Annotated in this window: 13 protein-coding genes; 9 read left to right on the plus strand and 4 right to left on the minus strand. The window is 70.7% G+C overall.

All coding sequences use genetic code 11. From position 1 onward, the window contains the following. Positions 1-91: 91 nt before the first annotated feature. A complete protein-coding gene (locus tag IF02_RS0112160; protein WP_051696158.1) occupies positions 92-2,119 on the minus strand; it encodes a hypothetical protein in 2,028 nt (675 codons plus the stop codon). A 346-nt stretch (positions 2,120-2,465) separates the two neighbouring features. Here IF02_RS0112160 and IF02_RS0112165 point away from each other — a divergent pair, with 346 nt between their 5' ends. The 7 genes from IF02_RS0112165 (at position 2,466) to IF02_RS0112195 (ending at position 13,278) form a co-directional block, all read left to right on the plus strand. Continuing rightward, positions 2,466-4,025, plus strand: a complete 1,560-nt coding sequence (locus tag IF02_RS0112165; RefSeq protein WP_030156162.1) for a leucyl aminopeptidase — start codon at positions 2,466-2,468, stop codon at positions 4,023-4,025. A gap of 310 nt (positions 4,026-4,335) precedes the next feature. Beyond that, complete coding sequence (gene lpdA, locus IF02_RS0112170; RefSeq protein WP_030156163.1) at positions 4,336-5,724, plus strand: dihydrolipoyl dehydrogenase; 1,389 nt, start codon at positions 4,336-4,338, stop codon at positions 5,722-5,724. A gap of 57 nt (positions 5,725-5,781) precedes the next feature. Further along, the gene (gene sucB / locus IF02_RS0112175) at positions 5,782-7,551 is read left to right on the plus strand and encodes a 2-oxoglutarate dehydrogenase, E2 component, dihydrolipoamide succinyltransferase (protein ID WP_030156165.1); all 1,770 of its coding nucleotides are present in this window, start codon (positions 5,782-5,784) and stop codon (positions 7,549-7,551) included. 115 nt (positions 7,552-7,666) lie between these two features. Beyond that, positions 7,667-8,992 carry an esterase/lipase family protein gene (locus IF02_RS0112180; protein WP_030156167.1) on the plus strand — a complete coding sequence of 442 codons (1,326 nt, stop codon included), beginning with the start codon at positions 7,667-7,669 and terminating at the stop codon, positions 8,990-8,992. 109 nt (positions 8,993-9,101) lie between these two features. After that, positions 9,102-9,725: a GntR family transcriptional regulator gene (locus tag IF02_RS0112185; protein ID WP_030156168.1), complete on the plus strand. Its 624-nt coding sequence runs from the start codon at positions 9,102-9,104 to the stop codon at positions 9,723-9,725. Between the two features lie 220 nt (positions 9,726-9,945). After that, positions 9,946-12,627 (plus strand): pyruvate dehydrogenase (acetyl-transferring), homodimeric type, encoded by a 2,682-nt coding sequence (gene aceE / locus IF02_RS0112190; protein WP_030156170.1) that lies wholly within the window; start codon positions 9,946-9,948, stop codon positions 12,625-12,627. Positions 12,628-12,759: 132 nt separating this feature from the next. After that, entirely contained in the window at positions 12,760-13,278 is a 519-nt protein-coding gene (locus tag IF02_RS0112195) for a DUF4240 domain-containing protein (protein ID WP_030156172.1), read from the plus strand. A 13-nt stretch (positions 13,279-13,291) separates the two neighbouring features. Here the strand turns inward: IF02_RS0112195 and IF02_RS0112200 are convergent, their stop codons facing one another. Continuing rightward, positions 13,292-14,062: an SDR family NAD(P)-dependent oxidoreductase gene (locus tag IF02_RS0112200; RefSeq protein ID WP_030156173.1), complete on the minus strand. Its 771-nt coding sequence runs from the start codon at positions 14,060-14,062 to the stop codon at positions 13,292-13,294. An 86-nt stretch (positions 14,063-14,148) separates the two neighbouring features. Between IF02_RS0112200 and IF02_RS0112205 the strand changes: the two genes are divergently transcribed. Beyond that, positions 14,149-14,832: a TetR/AcrR family transcriptional regulator gene (locus tag IF02_RS0112205; protein WP_078622046.1), complete on the plus strand. Its 684-nt coding sequence runs from the start codon at positions 14,149-14,151 to the stop codon at positions 14,830-14,832. Between the two features lie 93 nt (positions 14,833-14,925). Here the strand turns inward: IF02_RS0112205 and glnA are convergent, their stop codons facing one another. Beyond that, a complete protein-coding gene (gene glnA / locus IF02_RS0112210; RefSeq protein WP_030156177.1) occupies positions 14,926-16,335 on the minus strand; it encodes a type I glutamate--ammonia ligase in 1,410 nt (469 codons plus the stop codon). Between the two features lie 184 nt (positions 16,336-16,519). Here glnA and IF02_RS0112215 point away from each other — a divergent pair, with 184 nt between their 5' ends. Continuing rightward, the gene (locus IF02_RS0112215; protein WP_030156178.1) at positions 16,520-16,987 is read left to right on the plus strand and encodes an RDD family protein; all 468 of its coding nucleotides are present in this window, start codon (positions 16,520-16,522) and stop codon (positions 16,985-16,987) included. An 85-nt stretch (positions 16,988-17,072) separates the two neighbouring features. On the opposite strand, the gene IF02_RS0112220 is transcribed toward IF02_RS0112215, so the two are convergent. Next, positions 17,073-17,771, minus strand: a complete 699-nt coding sequence (locus tag IF02_RS0112220; protein WP_030156180.1) for a DUF4191 domain-containing protein — start codon at positions 17,769-17,771, stop codon at positions 17,073-17,075. Between the last annotated feature and the right edge of the window lie 4 nt (positions 17,772-17,775).

The raw sequence follows: 17,775 nt of genomic DNA on the forward strand, positions 1-17,775 counted from the left end.
GTGCTGTGTCCCCCCAGGACGGAAAAGGGGCCGGCGCCCGTGTGCGGAGCGCCGGCGCTGGGTGGTACCCGGTGGCGAAGCCGGACAGTGGTCAGCTGGGCAGCTTGAGGGTGACCGCGCTCTGCAGCAGCTCGGGCGCGGTCCACGCCGAGCGGCTGCCCGCGTAGGCGGTGCCGAAGTCGGCGGTGCCCAGCAGGAGCTGCTTCTTGGTGCCCGTGGGCGCGGTCACCGGGGCGACGACTCCGGAGGGCGCCTTGACGGTGACGTCCTTGCCGATGCGGTAGGCGGTCACCTGGTTGTTGGCGACGGCCTTGTCCCAGGCGGCCCGGCGGCTGAGCTCGACGCCGGTGTCCTTCATGCTCTGGTTCACGATCGGGGCGCTGGGCGCGTAGAGCGCGCGGTAGGTGTCGAGGACCTGGTTGAGCACCGGGTAGAGGGTGCGGTCCTCGGCGAGGTTGGACTGGTGGACGTAGTGCGGGCGCGGGTCGTTGGCCAGCACGTGGCGCAGGGCGGTCCGTGCCTCGGCGGGGACGATGTAGTCCAGGTAGCCGGTGCTCGTGTTGAGCGGGGCCGGGAGGCAGGTGGAGGTCCCGGGGTTGTCCTCGCAGACCCCGCTGCCGCCGTTGGCGCGGCTGGTGTAGATCCAGTTGTACTCGTCGGCCATCTCCGCGTTGGTGCCCGTGTTGTAGTACACGTTCATCGGGTAGCGGGGGACGGTCAGGGCGGCGCCCACGGCGCGCTGCGCGGGTTCGCGCGAGCTGTCGCTGCCCGCCCACTTGACCCCGTTGTCGGCGAGCGCGCCCGCCAGGTTGGGGTTGTCCTGGGCCTGCTGCGGCAGGGTCTTGAGGCCGGAGTGCTCGCCGGTGACGAGCTCGGTGCGGTCGGTGGTGATGCCCTTGGCGGCGGCCCAGTTGTTGTTGTCGCGGATCTGGGCGGAGATGTCGGCCCGGCTCATCCAGTTGACGGCGCCCGCGGCGTTCTTCGTACAGGTCCACGGGACGGTGGCGGTGTCCTGGACGCAGCCGAGGAAGGGGTGCGTGTACGTGTGGTTCATCCAGCGGTACTTGGCCCGGTCGGCGACGAGCTGGGCGGTGAGGGCGTCGGTGCCGCCGTTCTCGGTCTTCCACTCCTCGCCGGCGCCGGCGTTGAAGAGGAGGTCGAGTTTGAAGTTCTTGCTCGTCTGCCACTGCGCCGCGTACTGGGCGTCGGCGGCGGTCATCCGGATGGTGCTCTCCTTGCCCTCGCCGCCCGCGCAGGCGTAGTCGCCGGGCGTGCAGTTGAGCTCCTTGCTCCACCGGGCGTCCGGGGCGAAGACGTCGTCGACGTGGACCGCGAAGTAGTTGCGCTCCTGGCCGAGGTGGATCCCCTGGGTGAGCCAGTCGACGATGCCGCGGGCCAGCAGCCGGAACTGCTGCTGGTACTGGTTGTAGCCGAAGGTGACGACCAGTTCGCTGCGCCCGTCGTGGGCGTACTCGCCGACGAGCGAGGCCCGTCCGCCGGCTACGGGCGCGTCGAGGTAGCTGGTGTAGCCGGCCCGCGGCTTGCCCATGAACCCGTAGCTCTCGGGGACCAGGGCGGAGTTGTCCTCGAAGGCGACCTGGCCGCCGAGGTAGTTGAAGGGGCCCGCCTTGCCGGCGGCGGTGACGGCGGCCTGCGTGCCGTCGAGCTGCCCGCTGTAGCCTCCGTTGTCGGTGTACTCCAGGCCGACGCCCGGGTGGGCCCAGGTGTACGCGTCGACCTGGCGGATGCCGTACGTCGTCTCGTACGCGCTGAGCGCGGCCATCTCGGCCGAGCCCTCGCCGAACGGGTTCTCGTTCGGCAGCACGACGCCCTGGTACTTGGCGCGCGGCCGGCCGTCGACGGTGTCGCTGAGGAACCCGGCGTTGATCACCGGGCGTCCGGCGCTGCCCAGGGCAACCCTGGTGAAGGGGACTCCGGTGTCCCGGAGCTCCGCGGTGATGGCCTCGACCGAGCTGCCGCCGTCGTCGACGACCAGCACCTTCAGGTCGATGCGCGGTGTCACGGCCGCGTGCGCGGACGCGGCGGGCAGTGCCACGGACATCAGCGCTGCCACCCCCATTGCGGCGGCAGCCCTGTTCATCCGGTTCTTGTTGACCATTTCGGCCTTTCCCCCCGCAGGCATCACTCGACTACGGCCCTATGGCGGTCGGCCGGGCCGAGGAGGCTCTGTGGAAATCATGCAAAGGGACCCCGCGTCCCCTTGCGAGAGTGGGTCGAGTCTCTCGGACCTCGTCAGGTCTAAGGGGCAAACCTGGTGCGGAAACCACGGATGGGTGAATCTCCCGGCGTCTTGATCGAACAACTTGCCAAACCTTCGAGTGCCGTGCGGACGAGCCGGTACGCGTAGGCTCATTTCTGGCGGCCGTCGGGCCGGAATACGATCGCTGCGGATGGCCGGCCACCCACTCGGCCCACAACACAAACGGAAGCGAGACTTCACCACCGTGACTGCTCTGACTCTCAGCACTGCCGGCGCGGCGACGCTGCGCGCCGACGCCCTCGTGGTCGGCGTGGCGAAGGGCCCCAAGGGCCCGGTCGTCGCCGCGGGCGCCGAGGCCGTGGACAAGGCGTACGACGGAAAGCTCGCCGCCGTGCTCGACGCGCTCGGTGCCTCGGGCGCCGAAGGCGAGACCACCAAGCTGCCGGCGCCGGACGGCCTGAAGGTCCCGGTCGTGCTGGCGGTCGGACTCGGCCCCGTCCCCGAGAAGGACGAGTCGTTCGACGAGGAGGCCCTGCGCCGCGCCGCCGGCGCCGCCGCCCGTGCGCTGCACGGCACCAAGAAGGCCGCCTTCGCCCTCCCGCTGGAGGACGCCTCCGCCGTCACGGCCGTCGCCGAGGGCGCGCTGCTGGGCGCGTACGCCTTCACCGCCTACCAGGGCGGCGAGAAGAAGGCCGGCAAGGGCGGCAAAGACGCCAAGGGCACGGACAAGAACGGCGGCCCGAAGCAGCCGCTCGCCGAGGTGGTCCTGCTGGGTGCCAAGCCCCGCGACAAGGAGCACAAGGCCGCCGTCGAGCGCGCCTCGGTCGTCGCGACCGAGGTCAACATCGCCCGCGACCTGATCAACACCCCGCCGAACGACCTCACCCCCGAGGCCTTCGCCGCCGTCGCGTCCGCGACCGCCAAGGAGCACGGGATCAAGGTCCAGGTCCTGGACGAGAAGGCGCTGACCAAGGGCGGCTTCGGCGGGATCATGGGCGTCGGCAAGGGCTCCGAGAACCCGCCGCGCCTGGTGAAGATCGCCTACACCCACCCCGACGCGGAGAAGCACCTCGCCTTCGTCGGCAAGGGCATCACCTACGACTCGGGCGGCATCTCCCTGAAGCCGGCCGGCCACAACGAGACGATGAAGTGCGACATGTCCGGCGCCGCCGCCGTGTTCACCTCCGTCGTGGCCGTGGCCAAGCTGGGCCTCCGGGTCAACGTCACCGGCTGGCTCGCGCTCGCCGAGAACATGCCGTCGGGTTCCGCCACGCGCCCCGGCGACGTGCTGCGCATGTACAGCGGCAAGACCGTCGAGGTCCTGAACACCGACGCCGAGGGCCGCCTGGTCCTGGGCGACGCCCTGACCAAGGCCTCCGAGGAGAACCCGGACGCGATCGTCGACGTCGCCACCCTGACCGGTGCGATGGTGCTGGCGCTGGGCAACCGGACCTTCGGCATCATGGCCAACGACGACGCCTTCCGCACCTCGATCCACGAGATCGCCGAGGAGGTCGGCGAGGCCTCCTGGCCGATGCCGCTCCCCGCCGACCTGCGCAAGGGCATGGACTCCCCCACCGCGGACATCGCGAACATGGGCGAGCGCATGGGCGGCGGCCTGGTGGCCGGCCTCTTCCTCCAGGAGTTCGTGGGCGAGGGCATCACCTGGGCGCACCTCGACATCGCGGGCCCGGCCTTCCACGAGGGCGCCCCGTACGGCTACACCCCCAAGGGCGGCACCGGCTCGGCCGTGCGCACCCTGGTGCGGCTGGCCGAGCGTACGGCCACCGGCGACCTGGGCTGACCCAGCCCCGGCAGGCCCCGCAGCGCCGTCTGTGACATGTCTCAAGCCTTGATCGCGCACTGGATCAAGGCTTGAGGCATGTTCACTGACAACGAAATCCGTAGGTTTCTACGCACTGGTAACCCTTACTTCGGGCAGAACGACCTGCCACATCCTGGGCCCGGCGTCCCGCGTTCCCCCGACAAATGCGAAGATGGGTTCTCGGCAGGACAGGGCCCCCACCACAGGGCCGAACAACTAGCGGCCGATTACCAGCCGCCGCCCGGTCACAGAGGACCGGTGCCCGGCGCACATGCATGGAGGACGTGACGTGGCGAACGACGCCAGCACCGTTTTCGACCTAGTGATCCTCGGCGGTGGCAGTGGCGGTTACGCCGCGGCTCTGCGCGCATCCCAGCTGGGTCTGGACGTTGCCCTGATCGAGAAGAACAAGCTCGGCGGCACCTGCCTGCACAACGGCTGCATCCCCACGAAGGCACTGCTCCACGCGGGCGAGATCGCGGACCAGGCGCGCGAAGCCGCCCAGTTCGGCGTGAAGGCCACCTTCGAGGGCATCGACATCGCGGGCGTGCAGAAGTACAAGGACGAGGTCATCTCGGGCCTGTACAAGGGCCTGCAGGGCCTGGTCGCCTCCCGCAAGGTGACGTACATCGAGGGTGAGGGCCGCCTTTCCTCGCCGACCTCCGTCGACGTGAACGGCCAACGCATCCAGGGCCGCCACGTCCTGCTGGCGACCGGCTCCGTGCCGAAGTCGCTGCCGGGCCTGCACATCGACGGCAACCGCATCATCTCCTCGGACCACGCGCTGGTCCTGGACCGCGTCCCCGAGTCGGCGATCGTCCTGGGCGGCGGCGTCATCGGCGTCGAGTTCGCCTCGGCGTGGAAGTCCTTCGGCTCCGACATCACCGTGATCGAGGGCCTCAAGCACCTCGTCCCGGTCGAGGACGAGAACAGCTCGAAGCTGCTGGAGCGCGCCTTCCGCAAGCGCGGCATCAAGTTCAACCTGGGCACCTTCTTCGACAAGGCCGAGTACACCGAGAACGGCGTACGGGTCACCCTCGCGGACGGCAAGACCTTCGAGGCCGAGGTGCTGCTGGTCGCCGTCGGCCGCGGCCCGGTCTCGCAGGGCCTGGGCTACGAGGAGCAGGGCGTCGCGATGGACCGCGGCTACGTCCTGGTCGACGAGTACATGCAGACCAACGTGCCGACGATCTCGGCCGTCGGCGACCTCGTCCCGACGCTGCAGCTCGCGCACGTCGGCTTCGCCGAGGGCATCCTCGTCGCGGAGCGTCTGGCCGGTCTGAAGACCGTCCCGATCGACTACGACGGCGTTCCGCGCGTCACGTACTGCCACCCCGAGGTCGCCTCCGTCGGCATCACCGAGGCCAAGGCCAAGGAGATCTACGGCGCGGACAAGGTCGTGGCCCTGAAGTACAACCTGGCGGGCAACGGCAAGAGCAAGATCCTGAAGACCGCGGGCGAGATCAAGCTCGTCCAGGTCAAGGACGGTGCCGTGGTCGGCGTCCACATGGTCGGTGACCGGATGGGCGAGCAGGTCGGCGAGGCCCAGCTGATCTACAACTGGGAGGCTCTGCCGGCCGAGGTCGCGCAGCTCATCCACGCGCACCCGACCCAGAACGAAGCGCTCGGCGAGGCCCACCTGGCCCTGGCCGGCAAGCCGCTTCACTCCCACGACTAATCCACAGTCACGGGCGCGACGACCACTTCCGCACTTTCGTAAGGAGCAACTGAAACCATGTCGGTTTCCGTAACCCTTCCGGCGCTCGGCGAGAGCGTCACCGAGGGAACTGTCACCCGCTGGCTGAAGGCCGAGGGCGAGCGCGTCGAGGCCGACGAGCCGCTGCTCGAGGTCTCGACCGACAAGGTCGACACCGAGATCCCGTCGCCCGTCTCCGGCATCCTGGCCTCCATCAAGGTCGCCGAGGACGAGACCGTCGAGGTCGGCGCCGAGCTGGCCGTCATCGACGACGGCTCCGGCGCGCCGGCTGCCGCCGAGGCCGAGACGGTCGTCGCCGAGGTTCCGGCCGCCGCTCCGGCTCCGGTCGCCGAGGCCCCCGCGGCCCCGGCCCCGGTGGCCGAGGCTCCGGCCGCCGCTGCGCCCGCCGCCTCCGGCACGGACGTCGTTCTCCCCGCCCTGGGCGAGAGCGTCACCGAGGGCACCGTCACCCGCTGGCTGAAGCAGGTCGGCGAGTCCGTCGAGGCCGACGAGCCGCTGCTCGAGGTCTCCACGGACAAGGTCGACACCGAGATCCCCGCGCCGGTCTCCGGCACCCTGCTGGAGATCCGGATCAACGAGGACGAGACCGCCGAGGTCGGCGCCGTCCTGGCCGTCATCGGCGCCGCCGGTGCCGCTCCGGCCGCCGCCCCGGCCCCGGTGGCGGCTGCCCCGGTCGCCGCTCCGGCCCCGGTCGCCGCCGCTCCGGTCGCCGCCCCGGCCCCGGTCGTGGCCGCCCCGGCCGCCGCCGCTCCGGTCGCCCCGGCTCCGGTCGCCGCCCCGGCCCCCGTGGCCGCTCCGGCTCCGGTCGCCCCGGCTCCGGTCGCCGCCCCCGCTGCCCCCGCCGCCGCGGTCTCCGCCGGTGACGAGGGCGCGTACGTGACCCCGCTGGTGCGCAAGCTCGCCTCGGAGTCCGGCGTCAACCTGGCCTCGGTCTCGGGCACCGGCGTCGGTGGCCGTATCCGCAAGCAGGACGTCCTGGCCGCCGCCGAGGCCGCCAAGGCCGCCGCTGCCGCCCCGGCTCCGGCCGCCGCCCCGGCCGCCAAGGCTCCGGCCGCCGCGGTCTCGGAGCTGCGCGGTCAGACCGTCAAGATGACCCGCATGCGCAAGGTCATCGGCGACAACATGATGAAGGCGCTGCACTCGCAGGCTCAGCTCAGCTCCGTGGTCGAGGTGGACATCACCAAGATCATGAAGCTGCGCGAGCAGGCCAAGGGCTCCTTCCTGGCCCGCGAGGGCGTCAAGCTCTCGCCGATGCCGTTCTTCGTCAAGGCCGCCGCCCAGGCGCTGAAGGCCCACGCGGTCGTCAACGCCCGGATCAACGACGACGAGGGCACCATCACCTACTTCGACTCGGAGAACATCGGCATCGCCGTGGACTCCGAGAAGGGCCTGATGACCCCGGTCATCAAGGGTGCCGGTGACCTCAACCTGGCGGGCATCTCCAAGGCCACGGCCGACCTGGCCGCCAAGGTCCGCGGCAACAAGATCACGCCGGACGAGCTGTCGGGCGCGACCTTCACCATCAGCAACACCGGCTCGCGCGGTGCGCTGTTCGACACCGTGATCGTGCCCCCGAACCAGGTCGCCATCCTGGGCATCGGTGCCACGGTCAAGCGCCCGATGGTCATCGAGACCCCCGAGGGCACCGTCATCGGCGTCCGCGACATGACGTACCTGACCCTGTCCTACGACCACCGCCTGGTGGACGGCGCGGACGCGGCCCGGTACCTCTCGGCCGTCAAGGCGATCCTCGAGGCCGGCGAGTTCGAGGTCGAGCTCGGCCTGTAAGGCCCACGCCGCTTCGGCAGCGACTCGTACGGCGCCCCCGCCCGGAACCACTTCGGGCGGGGGCGCCGTCGTCTTACCCTGGTGGGTCCATGTGTGACATCTCGGGGGGCTGCGTATGGCACGGACACAGGTGACGGATCTCGTCGTGGTACTGCCGGGGATCCTGGGCAGCCGGCTGGCGGACGCCGACGGCAGAGCGGTCTGGGACCTGTCCGGTCCGGCCCTCTTACGCGGCCTGCGGGGCTTCGGCCGCTCCGTGGGCGCCCTGCGCCTCCCGAAGGACATCGGTGACGGGGACCCGGGCGACGGGGTCGTCCCCGTGGGCCTGATGCCCGATCTGCACGCCCTGCCGGGCATCTGGCACCCGGTGGACGGCTACACGGACCTGCTGCGCTGGCTGGAACGCCATTTCACCCTGTCCGTATCGGACAACCTCCTCACCTTCCCGTACGACTGGCGGCTGTCCTGCCGCCACGGCGCGGAGAGGCTGAAGGGCCGGATCGACCTGGAGCTGGAGCGCTGGCGGGCCTCGGCCCCCGAGCGCCGCGAGGCCCGGGTGGTCTTCCTCTGCCACGGGATGGGCGGGCTCGTGGCCCGGCACTACGTGGAACGCCTCGGCGGGCACGGGATCACCCGCCGCGTGATCACCCTGGGCACCCCGCACCGGGGCTCCGTACGGGCCCTGGCCGACCTGGTGGAGGGGGAGCACGGGGAGCGCGCCGCGGGCCCCGACCTCGGCCCCTTCGCCCGCAGCCTGCCGTCCCTGCACCAGCTGGCCCCCGACTACGCGTGCGTGGAGGGCCCGGGCGGGCTCGCGTACGTCCGCGACCTGCCGGGGCTGCCGGGCGTGGACGAGGCGCTGCTCGCGGACGCGGCCCGCTTCCACGCCGACCTGCGCAGCGCCCCGCCGCGGGCCGGGCTGTACGCGATCGCCGGCACGGGCCAGCCCACGGCGACGACCGCGAGGTACGCCGGGGACCGCCTGACGCTCCTGACGGGGGCCGACGGCGACGGCACGGTCCCCCGCCTCGGCGGGGGCCCCGGGCCCGGTACCCCGTACGCGTCGTGCACCCCGTACGAGCAGCACGGCTCGCTCCAGAACAACCGGGCCGTACGGGAGGCCCTGCGCGGCCTCCTGGGCGACGGGCCCCCGCTCCCCGGGGACGCCGCCGCCGACCCGGCCGACCGGCTGGGGGTGCGGGTGCTGCCCGTACTGCCCGCGGGGGTCCCGTACGAGGTCACGGTCACGGCCCCCGACGACGCGCGGCTGCTCATGGCGGAGCTCCGCCCGGCCGACGGCGGCCGTCCGGCGTCCCGCGCCCTGCGCAGCCTGGGCGGCGGCCGCTACGGCGTCGCGTTCCCGCCGCCCGAACCGGGCGCGTACCGGCTGTCGGTGGGTCCGGTCACGGCCCTGAGCGTGATCCGGCGCAGCGCCTTGTAACCAGCCTCACCCAACGGCCCTGACCAGGAACGCATCCCCGCGGCCCACTCCGCCGTATTGTCTACGCATCGAAGCGATGCGCGGCCCCACAGGAGATGAAGCCCCGATGATCACCCCACCCGTCGTGCACTCGCTGCGCGAGCAGATCCGCGAGCACATCGTGGAGGGGATCGTCAGCGGACGCTGGAAGCCCGGCGAGCGGATCGTCGAGCGCCGGATCGCCGTGGAGCTGGAGGTCAGCCAGACGCCCGTGCGCGAGGCCCTGCGCGAGCTGGAGACGCTGCGGCTGATCGAGTCGGCGCCGAACAAGGGCGTGCGCGTACGGAACCTGTCGGCTGCCGACCTGGAGGAGATCTACCCGGTCCGGGCCGGCCTGGAGCAGATCGCGGCCGAGCTGGCCGCGCCGCGGCTGGCGGCGGACTGCTCGGCGCTGGAGCCGCACGTGGCGGCGCTGTGGGAGGCCGACCGGACCGAGGACGGGACCGCGCAGGTGCGGCACACCGTCGGCTTCCACCGGGAGCTGGTGCGGGCGGCCGGGAACAGCGTGCTGCTGCACACCTGGGAGAGCCTGGGCATCGAGGTCTTCACGGCCCTGTCCATCCGCTGGCTGGGGACCGTCCAGAAGTCGTACGCGGAGGAGCACGCGGCCCTCGTGGAGGCGTTCCGCAGTCAGGATCCGGACATCGGGGTGCTCGTGAAGCGGCATGTCCTGGGGTGTGCGCCCCGCGCCTGACGGGGTGGTCTGTCCCGTTTCGCCCGGCACCGGGTGCCTGATTCCATGGCACCGGGTGCCGACTTTTGGCCGGATGGCCATTTCAATGTCACATTCGTTTGATCGATCATCGATCAGCGATTTACAGTCGTCGACGGACCCCAACCGGGCCCATCGACCCTGTCCTGCCCGTCAGGGATTTTTCACCACCTCTCCTTTGTCCGGAAGGCGGCGCACACCGATGTCCGACCCCGTAGGAAAGCTTCCGAGCGAGCTCGACCAGCTCCCGGACCGCGACACCGAGGAGACCGCCGAATGGGCGGCCTCCCTGGACGCCGTCGCCAAGGCCGCCGGTACGCGCCGCGCCGAATACCTGCTCCGCCGCACCCTCCAGCACGCCGAGGCCGCCGGCCTCGCCCTGCCGAAGCTGCTGGAGACGGACTACGTCAACACCATCCCCACCTCCGCCGAGCCCGAGTTCCCGGGTGACGAGGAGATGGAAGCCAGGATCACCGCATGGAACCGCTGGAACGCGGCCGCCATGGTGACCCGCGGCTCCAAGTACGGCGTCGGCGGCCACATCGCCACCTTCGCCTCGGCGGCCTGGCTCTACGAGACCGGCTTCCAGCACTTCTTCCGCGGGAAGGAGGCCGACGGATCGGGCGACCAGCTCTACATCCAGGGCCACGCCTCCCCCGGCATCTACGCCCGCGCCTTCCTCGACGGGCGCATCTCCGAGCAGCAGCTCGACAACTTCCGCCAGGAGTCCGGCGGCAACGGCCTGCCGTCCTACCCGCACCCGCGGCGCCTGCCGTGGCTGTGGGAGTTCCCGACGGTCTCCATGGGCCTCGGCCCGCTGTCCGCGATCTACCAGGCGCGCTTCAACCGCTACCTGCAGAACCGCAGCATCAAGGACACCGCGAACTCGCACGTCTGGGCGTTCCTGGGCGACGGCGAGATGGACGAGCCCGAGTCGACCGCCGCCCTGGCCCTGGCCTCCCGCGAGCAGCTCGACAACCTGACCTTCGTCATCAACTGCAACCTGCAGCGCCTCGACGGTCCGGTCCGCGCCAACTTCCGCGTGGTGCAGGAGCTGGAGGCCCAGTTCCGCGGCGCCGGCTGGAACGTCATCAAGTCGCTGTGGGGCTCCGCCTGGGACGAGCTGTTCCGGCTCGACACCACGGGCGCCCTGGTACGCCGCCTGCGCGAGGTACCCGACGCGCAGTTCCAGACGTACGCGACCCGCGACGTGGCCTACATCCGCCAGCACTTCTTCGGCGCCAGCGCCGAGCTCGTGCAGCTGGCCGGCGTGCTCTCGGACGCGAAGATCGCCGAGTGCTTCCACAGCTCCCGCGGCGGCCACGAGCCCCGCAAGGTCTACGCCGCGTACAAGGCCGCCCTGGAGCACAAGGGCGCGCCGACGGTCATCCTCGCGCAGACCGTCAAGGGCTACACGCTGGGTGCCGGGTTCGAGTCGAAGAACGCGAACCACCAGATGAAGAAGCTGACGATCGACGAGTTCAAGGGCATGCGCGACCTGCTCGGGCTCCCGATCCCGGACAGCGCCTTCGCCGACGGCGTCGTCCCGTACGGCCACCCGGGCGCGAACAGCCCCGAGGTGCAGTACCTGAACGAGCGCCGCGCGGCGCTCGGCGGCCCCGCCCCGGCCCGCAAGGTCAAGCACGTGGCTCTGCCGGCTCCGGCCGAGCGCTCCTTCGCCCCGCTGATCAAGGGCTCCGGCAAGCAGGAGATGGCCACCACCATGGCCTTCGTCCGGCTCGTCAAGGACCTGATGCGGGACAAGGAGACCGGCAAGCGCTGGGTGCCGATCGTCCCCGACGAGGCCCGCACCTTCGGCATGGAGTCGCTCTTCCCCTCGGCCGGCATCTACTCGCCGCTGGGCCAGACGTACGAGCCGGTCGACCGCGACCAGCTCATGTACTACAAGGAAGCCAAGGACGGCCAGATCCTCAACGAGGGGATCACCGAGGCCGGCGCCATGGCCGACTTCATCGCCGCCTGCACGTCGTACGCGACGCACGGCGAGCCGATGATCCCGTTCTACATCTTCTACTCGATGTTCGGCTGGCAGCGCACCGCCGACCAGATGTGGCAGCTCGCCGACCAGCTCGGCAAGGGCTTCATCGTCGGCGCCACGGCCGGTCGTACGACCCTGACCGGTGAGGGCCTCCAGCACGCGGACGGCCACTCGCACCTGATCGCGTCCACGAACCCGGCGTCGCTCAACTACGACCCGGCGTTCGCGTACGAGATCGCGGTGATCGTCAAGGACGGTCTGCGCCGCATGTACGGCGAGAAGCCGGAAGACGTCTTCTACTACCTGACGGTCTACAACGAGCCGAAGGTGCAGCCGGCCATGCCGGAGGGCGTGGAAGAGGGCATCCTGCGCGGCCTCTACCGCTTCAACGAGGCTTCCTCGCTGGAGTCCGCACCGGCGGCCGACGCCCCGAAGATCCAGCTGATGGCCTCGGGTACGGCGATCCACTGGGTGCTGGAGGCGCAGAAGCTGCTCGCCGCCGACTGGAACGTGGCCGCCGACGTCTGGTCCGCCACCTCCTGGGGCGAGCTGCGGCGCGACGCGCTGGAGTGCGACGAGGCGCTGCTGCGCGGCGAGGTGCGCACCCCGTACGTCACCCGCGCGCTGGAGGGCGTCACGAGCCCGGTGCTGGCCGTCTCCGACTGGATGCGCCAGGTCCCGGACCAGATCAGCCAGTGGGTGGAGCAGGACTGGACCTCGCTCGGTACGGACGGCTTCGGCCTGTCCGACACCCGCGACGGCGCCCGCCGCCACTTCGGTGTCGACGCGCAGTCGATCGTGGTGGCCGCGCTGGCCCAGCTCGCCCGCCGCGGCGAGGTGCCGGCGTCCGCCATCAAGGAGGCGCGCGAGCGCTACGGCCTGTAAGGCACGTACGCCGCAAGACAGAGGCCACAGGCCGAAGGCCGGTGTCCGACCCCCGATTCCGGGGGCGGACACCGGCCTTTGGCCGTATGAGCGGTGGCGGCGAGGGGGCGCACCCGTGATGCTGGAGCGGTGATGGACGAGACGGAGTTCTGGGAGATCGTCGACCGTACCCGCGAGGCCGCCGAGGGCGACCCCGAGGAACACGCCGAGCTGCTCGTGGAGCGGCTGGCGCAGCTCGATCCGGACTCCGTCCTGGACTTCGCCCGGCACTTCGAGTCCCGGTACAACCGGGCGTACACGTGGGACCTGTGGGGCGCGGCGTGGGTGCTGCTCGACGGGGCGAGCGACGACGCGTTCGACTATTTCCGGTGCTGGCTGATCGGCCAGGGCCGGGAGGTCTTCGAGGGCGGGGTGCACGATCCCGACGCGCTCGCGGAGCTCCTGGACGAGTTCGACGAGGAGATCGACGGGGACGGCGAGGAGCTGGGGTACGCGGCCGACGAGGCGTACGAGCAGCTGACGGGGGCGGTGGCGCCGGATCTGGGCATCCCGTTGCAAGCGGCGGAGCCGGAGGGCACCCCGCTGGACTTCGAGAACGAAGCCGTGCTCGCGGAGCGCTTCCCCCGGCTGTGGGACCGCTTCAGAAGCTGACCGTGCCGTAGGTCTAGTAGTGGGTCCCGCCGTCGATGCGGATCTCGGTGCCGGTGATGAAGGCGCCGTCCTCGGAGCCCAGCATGGCGACGACCCCGGCGACGGTCTGCGGGCCGGCGAAGCCCTGTCCGAGGGCCGGGGCCAGCTTGGCGAACAGGCTCCAGTCGGTGTCCTCGGGCAGGCCGGGGCCGTTGCCCGTGGTCATGCCGCTCTCGATGGAGCCGGGCGCGACGGCGACGAAGCGCAGGCCCTGCTTGCTGTACTCGGCGGCCAGCGCGTGGGTCATGGACTGGATGCCGCCCTTGCTGGCCGCGTACGCGGACATGTAGGGGTGGGCGAAGGACGCCGAGGTGGAGCTGAAGTTCACGACGACCGGCTGGTCGCCCTCCAGCAGCGCCGGGAGCGATTCGCGGATCACCAGGAAGGTGCCGGTGAGGTTGACCGCGATGACCTTGTTCCAGAAGTCGAGCGTGGTCTGGTGGGTGTGCGCGGAGCGCAGGATGCCGGCGGCGTTGACGAGCACGTCGAGCCCGCCGAGGAGGTCCACGGCTGCGGCGACACCGCTCTGCACGGCCGCCTCGTCGGATATGTCGAGTACGGCGGCGGTGAGGCGGTCCGCGTGCCCGTCGGCGGCGGCCTGCGCCGCGGTGCCCCCCAGCCCCTCCTCGTTGACGTCCACGGTGTGGACGCGGCCGCCCTCGGCGAGGATGCGGTGGGCGGTGGCCCGGCCGATGCCGGAGCCGCCGCCGGTGATGAGGACGCGACGTCCTTCGTAACGGTTCATGGCGCGAGCGTACTCGCGGGGTGACACGTTTTGCCAGCCTGTCAGAACACGCACTCAAAAGGGGGCCGGGAAGGTAGGCTTCACGCGTGAGATCCCCTCGTCCGTACTCTCCCCTGGCCGGCCCCGGAGCCCAGTCGCTGACCGAGCGCCGCAAGGCCGCCACCCAGCTCGACATCGCCCGCGCGGCCTGCGAACTGTTCGCCGAACACGGCCCCGACGGCACCACCGCCGAGGACATCGCGCACCGCGCCGGGGTGGCCCTGCGCACGTTCTACCGCTATTTCCGCAACAAGCAGGAGGCCGTGGCCCCGCTGCTCGCGGGAGGCGGTGACGCCTGGCGCGCCCTGCTCGCCGAGGAAGACCCCGCCGCCCCCCTCGCGGAGTCCCTGGAACGCGCGGTGACCCGCTCGCTGAGCGACTCCCAGGCGGTCGAGGAGGGCCTGGAGGTGACCCGCGGCCTGCTGCGCGCGGCCGCGACCGACGAGGCGCTGCGCGCGGTCTGGTACCGCGTGAACCAGGACTCCGAGGAACGCCTGGTCCCGGTGATCGCCCGGCTGGCCGGCGAGGACGCCGACCCCCTGGGCGTCCGCCTCCTCGCGGCGGCCGCGACGGACGCCATCCGCATCGCCCTGGAGCTCTGGTCGACGACGGAAGCCCCGGTCTCGGGCCCCGGCTCCCCGCCCGAACTCGCGATCCGCTGCCTCCGAGACCTGACCTCCGCGATGCCCCTCCTCCGCAAGGCCAAGGCGGCCGTCCCGCCTTCACCCTGAGCCGCACGAGCTGACACCGACGGCCGGCGGCAACAACACAGCGGCCCCGCCGCTCTCCGGAGAGAGCGACGGGGCCGCTGCGCGCGCTGCTTCTTAGATGTCGAAGTACATCTCGAACTCGTGCGGGTGCGGGCGCAGGGCGATCGGGGCGATCTCGTGCGTGCGCTTGTAGTCGATCCAGGTCTCGATCAGGTCCGGGGTGAAGACGCCGCCGGCCAGGAGGTACTCGTGGTCGGCCTCCAGGGCCTTGAGGACGTCCTCCAGGCTGGTCGGGACCTGCGGGACGCTCGCGTGCTCGTCGGGGGAGAGCTCGTAGAGGTCCTTGTCGATCGGCTCCATCGGCTCGATCTTGTTCTTGACGCCGTCGAGGCCGGCCAGCAGGAGGGCCGCGAACGCCAGGTACGGGTTCGAGGACGGGTCCGGGGCGCGGAACTCGACGCGCTTCGCCTTGGGGTTCGAGCCCGTGATCGGGATGCGCATCGCGGCGGAGCGGTTGCGCTGCGAGTACACCATGTTGACCGGCGCCTCGAAGCCCGGGACCAGGCGGTGGTACGAGTTCACCGTCGGGTTGGTGAAGGCGAGCAGCGACGGGGCGTGCTTGAGGATGCCGCCGATGTAGTAGCGGGCGGTGTCCGACAGGCCCGCGTAGCCGGCCTCGTCGTAGAACAGCGGCTCGCCGCCGGCCCACAGGGACTGGTGGACGTGCATGCCCGAGCCGTTGTCACCGAAGATCGGCTTCGGCATGAAGGTCGCGGTCTTGCCGTTGCGCCAGGCGACGTTCTTCACGACGTACTTGAAGAGCATCAGGTCGTCGGCCGCGGCCAGCAGCGTGTTGAACTTGTAGTTGATCTCGGCCTGGCCGCCGGTGCCGACCTCGTGGTGCTGGCGCTCGACCTGGAGGCCCTGGGCGTCCAGCTCGAGGGAGATCTCGGCGCGCAGGTCGGCGAAGTGGTCGACCGGGGCGACCGGGAAGTAACCGCCCTTGTAGCGGACCTTGTAGCCGCGGTTGTTCTCCTCGGAGCCGGTGTTCCAGGCGCCGGCCTCGGAGTCGATGTGGTAGAAGCCCTCGTTCGCGGAAGTCGCGAAGCGCACGCTGTCGAACACGTAGAACTCGGCCTCGGGGCCGAAGTACGCGGTGTCGGCGATGCCGGTGGAGGCGAGGTACGCCTCGGCCTTCTTCGCGATGTTGCGCGGGTCGCGGCTGTAGGCCTCACCCGTGATCGGGTCGTGGATGAAGAAGTTGATGTTGAGCGTCTTGTCCTTGCGGAACGGGTCCAGGCGCGCGGTCGAGATGTCGGCGCGCAGCGCCATGTCCGACTCGTGGATCGCCTGGAAGCCGCGGATCGAGGAGCCGTCGAAGGCGAGCTCCTCCGCCGGGTCGAACGCTCGCGCCGGGATGGTGAAGTGCTGCATCACACCAGGCAGGTCGCAGAAGCGGACGTCGACGAACTTGACGTCGTTCTCCTCGATGTACTGCTTCACTTCGTCGGCGTTCTGGAACATCCAACTCCTCCTACTCCCGGCCCCGGGGCAGGGCGGGCTTTATAGCTCGTGGTGCGTCAGTGCGGTGCCGCACGCTGACCAGACCATAAGCAGGCGGGATTTCTCAAGCATGACCCATTTGTTTCGCTCAAGTTAACCAGGGTCCCGTCGGAACGCTGTCGGACACCACCGGTACCGTGGTCGGGTGGACAACAGACAGGCAATCGGATCCTGGCTCTCCGGCCCCCGCGCGGCCGCCGAGGACATGGGCGTCGACTTCGGCTACCGGGGCCAGCGGCTCGGCCTGCCCCAGGAGGGGCCCGGCTCGGTGGCGCGTTTCGGCCGCCGCCTCGGCGCTCTCGCCATCGACTGGGTCGGCTGCCAGGTGATCGCATACGGGCTGATCACGCACGGCGACGCGAGCGCCACGGGCAACTGGACGCTGGCCATCTTCGTGGTGCTGAGCATCCTCACCGTCGGCACCGTGGGGTTCACTCCCGGGAAGCGGCTCGTGGGCCTGCGCGTCGTCGCGGAGGGCGGCGGCCGCCTCGGCTTCGGCCGGGTCCTGCTGCGTACGGTGCTGCTCGCCCTGGTCATCCCGGCGCTGGTCTGGGACCGGGACGGGCGCGGTCTGCACGACCGCCTCGCGCGCGCCGTCCAGGTCCGCGTCTAGGCCCGCAGAGGCACATGACAGGGGCGCCCCCGAGCCGGTTGGCTCGGGGGCGCCCCTGTCATGTATACGAAATACGAAAAGCGGATCAGCGCATCTTTCCGCCGCGCGGCATCCGCATGCCCTTGGGCATCGGGCCCTTCGGCAGCGGCATGTTGCTCATGAGATCGCCCATGGCCCGCAGCTTGTCGTTGACCTGCGTGATCTGCGGACCGGCCAGTACGCGCGGCAGCTTGAGCAGCGTCGTACGGAGCTTCTTCAGCGGGATCTCGCCCTCGCCGGTGCCCACGATGAAGTCGTGCACCGGGATGTCCGGCATGATCCGGGCCAGCTTCTTCTTCTCGGCGGCGAGCATCGGCTTCAGCCGGTTCGCGTTGCCCTCGGCGATCAGCACGACGCCGGCCTTGCCCACGGCCCGGTGGACGATGTCCTGGCTCCGGTTCATCGCGACGGCCGGGGTGGTCGTCCAGCCCCGTCCCACGTTGTCCAGTACGGCCGCGGCCGCGCCCGGCTGTCCCTCCATCTGCCCGAAGGCAGCCCGCTCGGCCCGTCGTCCGAAGACGATCGCCATCGCGAGGAACGCCACCAGGAAGCCCAGGATGCCCAGGTAGACCGGGTGGTCGATCAGGAAGCCGATCGCAAGAAAGACACCGAAGGTGACGATTCCCACGCCCGCGACGATCAGACCGACCTTCGGGTCGGCCTTGCGCGTCATCTTGTACGTCAGGGCGATCTGCTTCAGTCGCCCGGGGTTCGCAGCAGTCTCTGCGTTTGACTTCCTCGCCATAGAC

The organism is Streptomyces sp. NRRL S-244, from assembly GCF_000717915.1.
Classification (GTDB): Bacteria; Actinomycetota; Actinomycetes; order Streptomycetales; family Streptomycetaceae; genus Streptomyces.

What these genes read in the sequence shown, in the direction of transcription:
- IF02_RS0112195 (WP_030156172.1), top strand. Translation starts at nt 12,760, where the DNA reads ATGGACGAGACGGAGTTCTGGGAGATCGTCGACCGTACCCGCGAGGCC.
- IF02_RS0112220 (WP_030156180.1), bottom strand. Translation starts at nt 17,771, where the DNA reads ATGGCGAGGAAGTCAAACGCAGAGACTGCTGCGAACCCCGGGCGACTG.
- IF02_RS0112160 (WP_051696158.1), bottom strand. Translation starts at nt 2,119, where the DNA reads ATGGTCAACAAGAACCGGATGAACAGGGCTGCCGCCGCAATGGGGGTG.
- IF02_RS0112180 (WP_030156167.1), top strand. Translation starts at nt 7,667, where the DNA reads ATGGCACGGACACAGGTGACGGATCTCGTCGTGGTACTGCCGGGGATC.
- aceE (WP_030156170.1), top strand. Translation starts at nt 9,946, where the DNA reads ATGTCCGACCCCGTAGGAAAGCTTCCGAGCGAGCTCGACCAGCTCCCG.
- sucB (WP_030156165.1), top strand. Translation starts at nt 5,782, where the DNA reads ATGTCGGTTTCCGTAACCCTTCCGGCGCTCGGCGAGAGCGTCACCGAG.
- IF02_RS0112200 (WP_030156173.1), bottom strand. Translation starts at nt 14,062, where the DNA reads ATGAACCGTTACGAAGGACGTCGCGTCCTCATCACCGGCGGCGGCTCC.
- glnA (WP_030156177.1), bottom strand. Translation starts at nt 16,335, where the DNA reads ATGTTCCAGAACGCCGACGAAGTGAAGCAGTACATCGAGGAGAACGAC.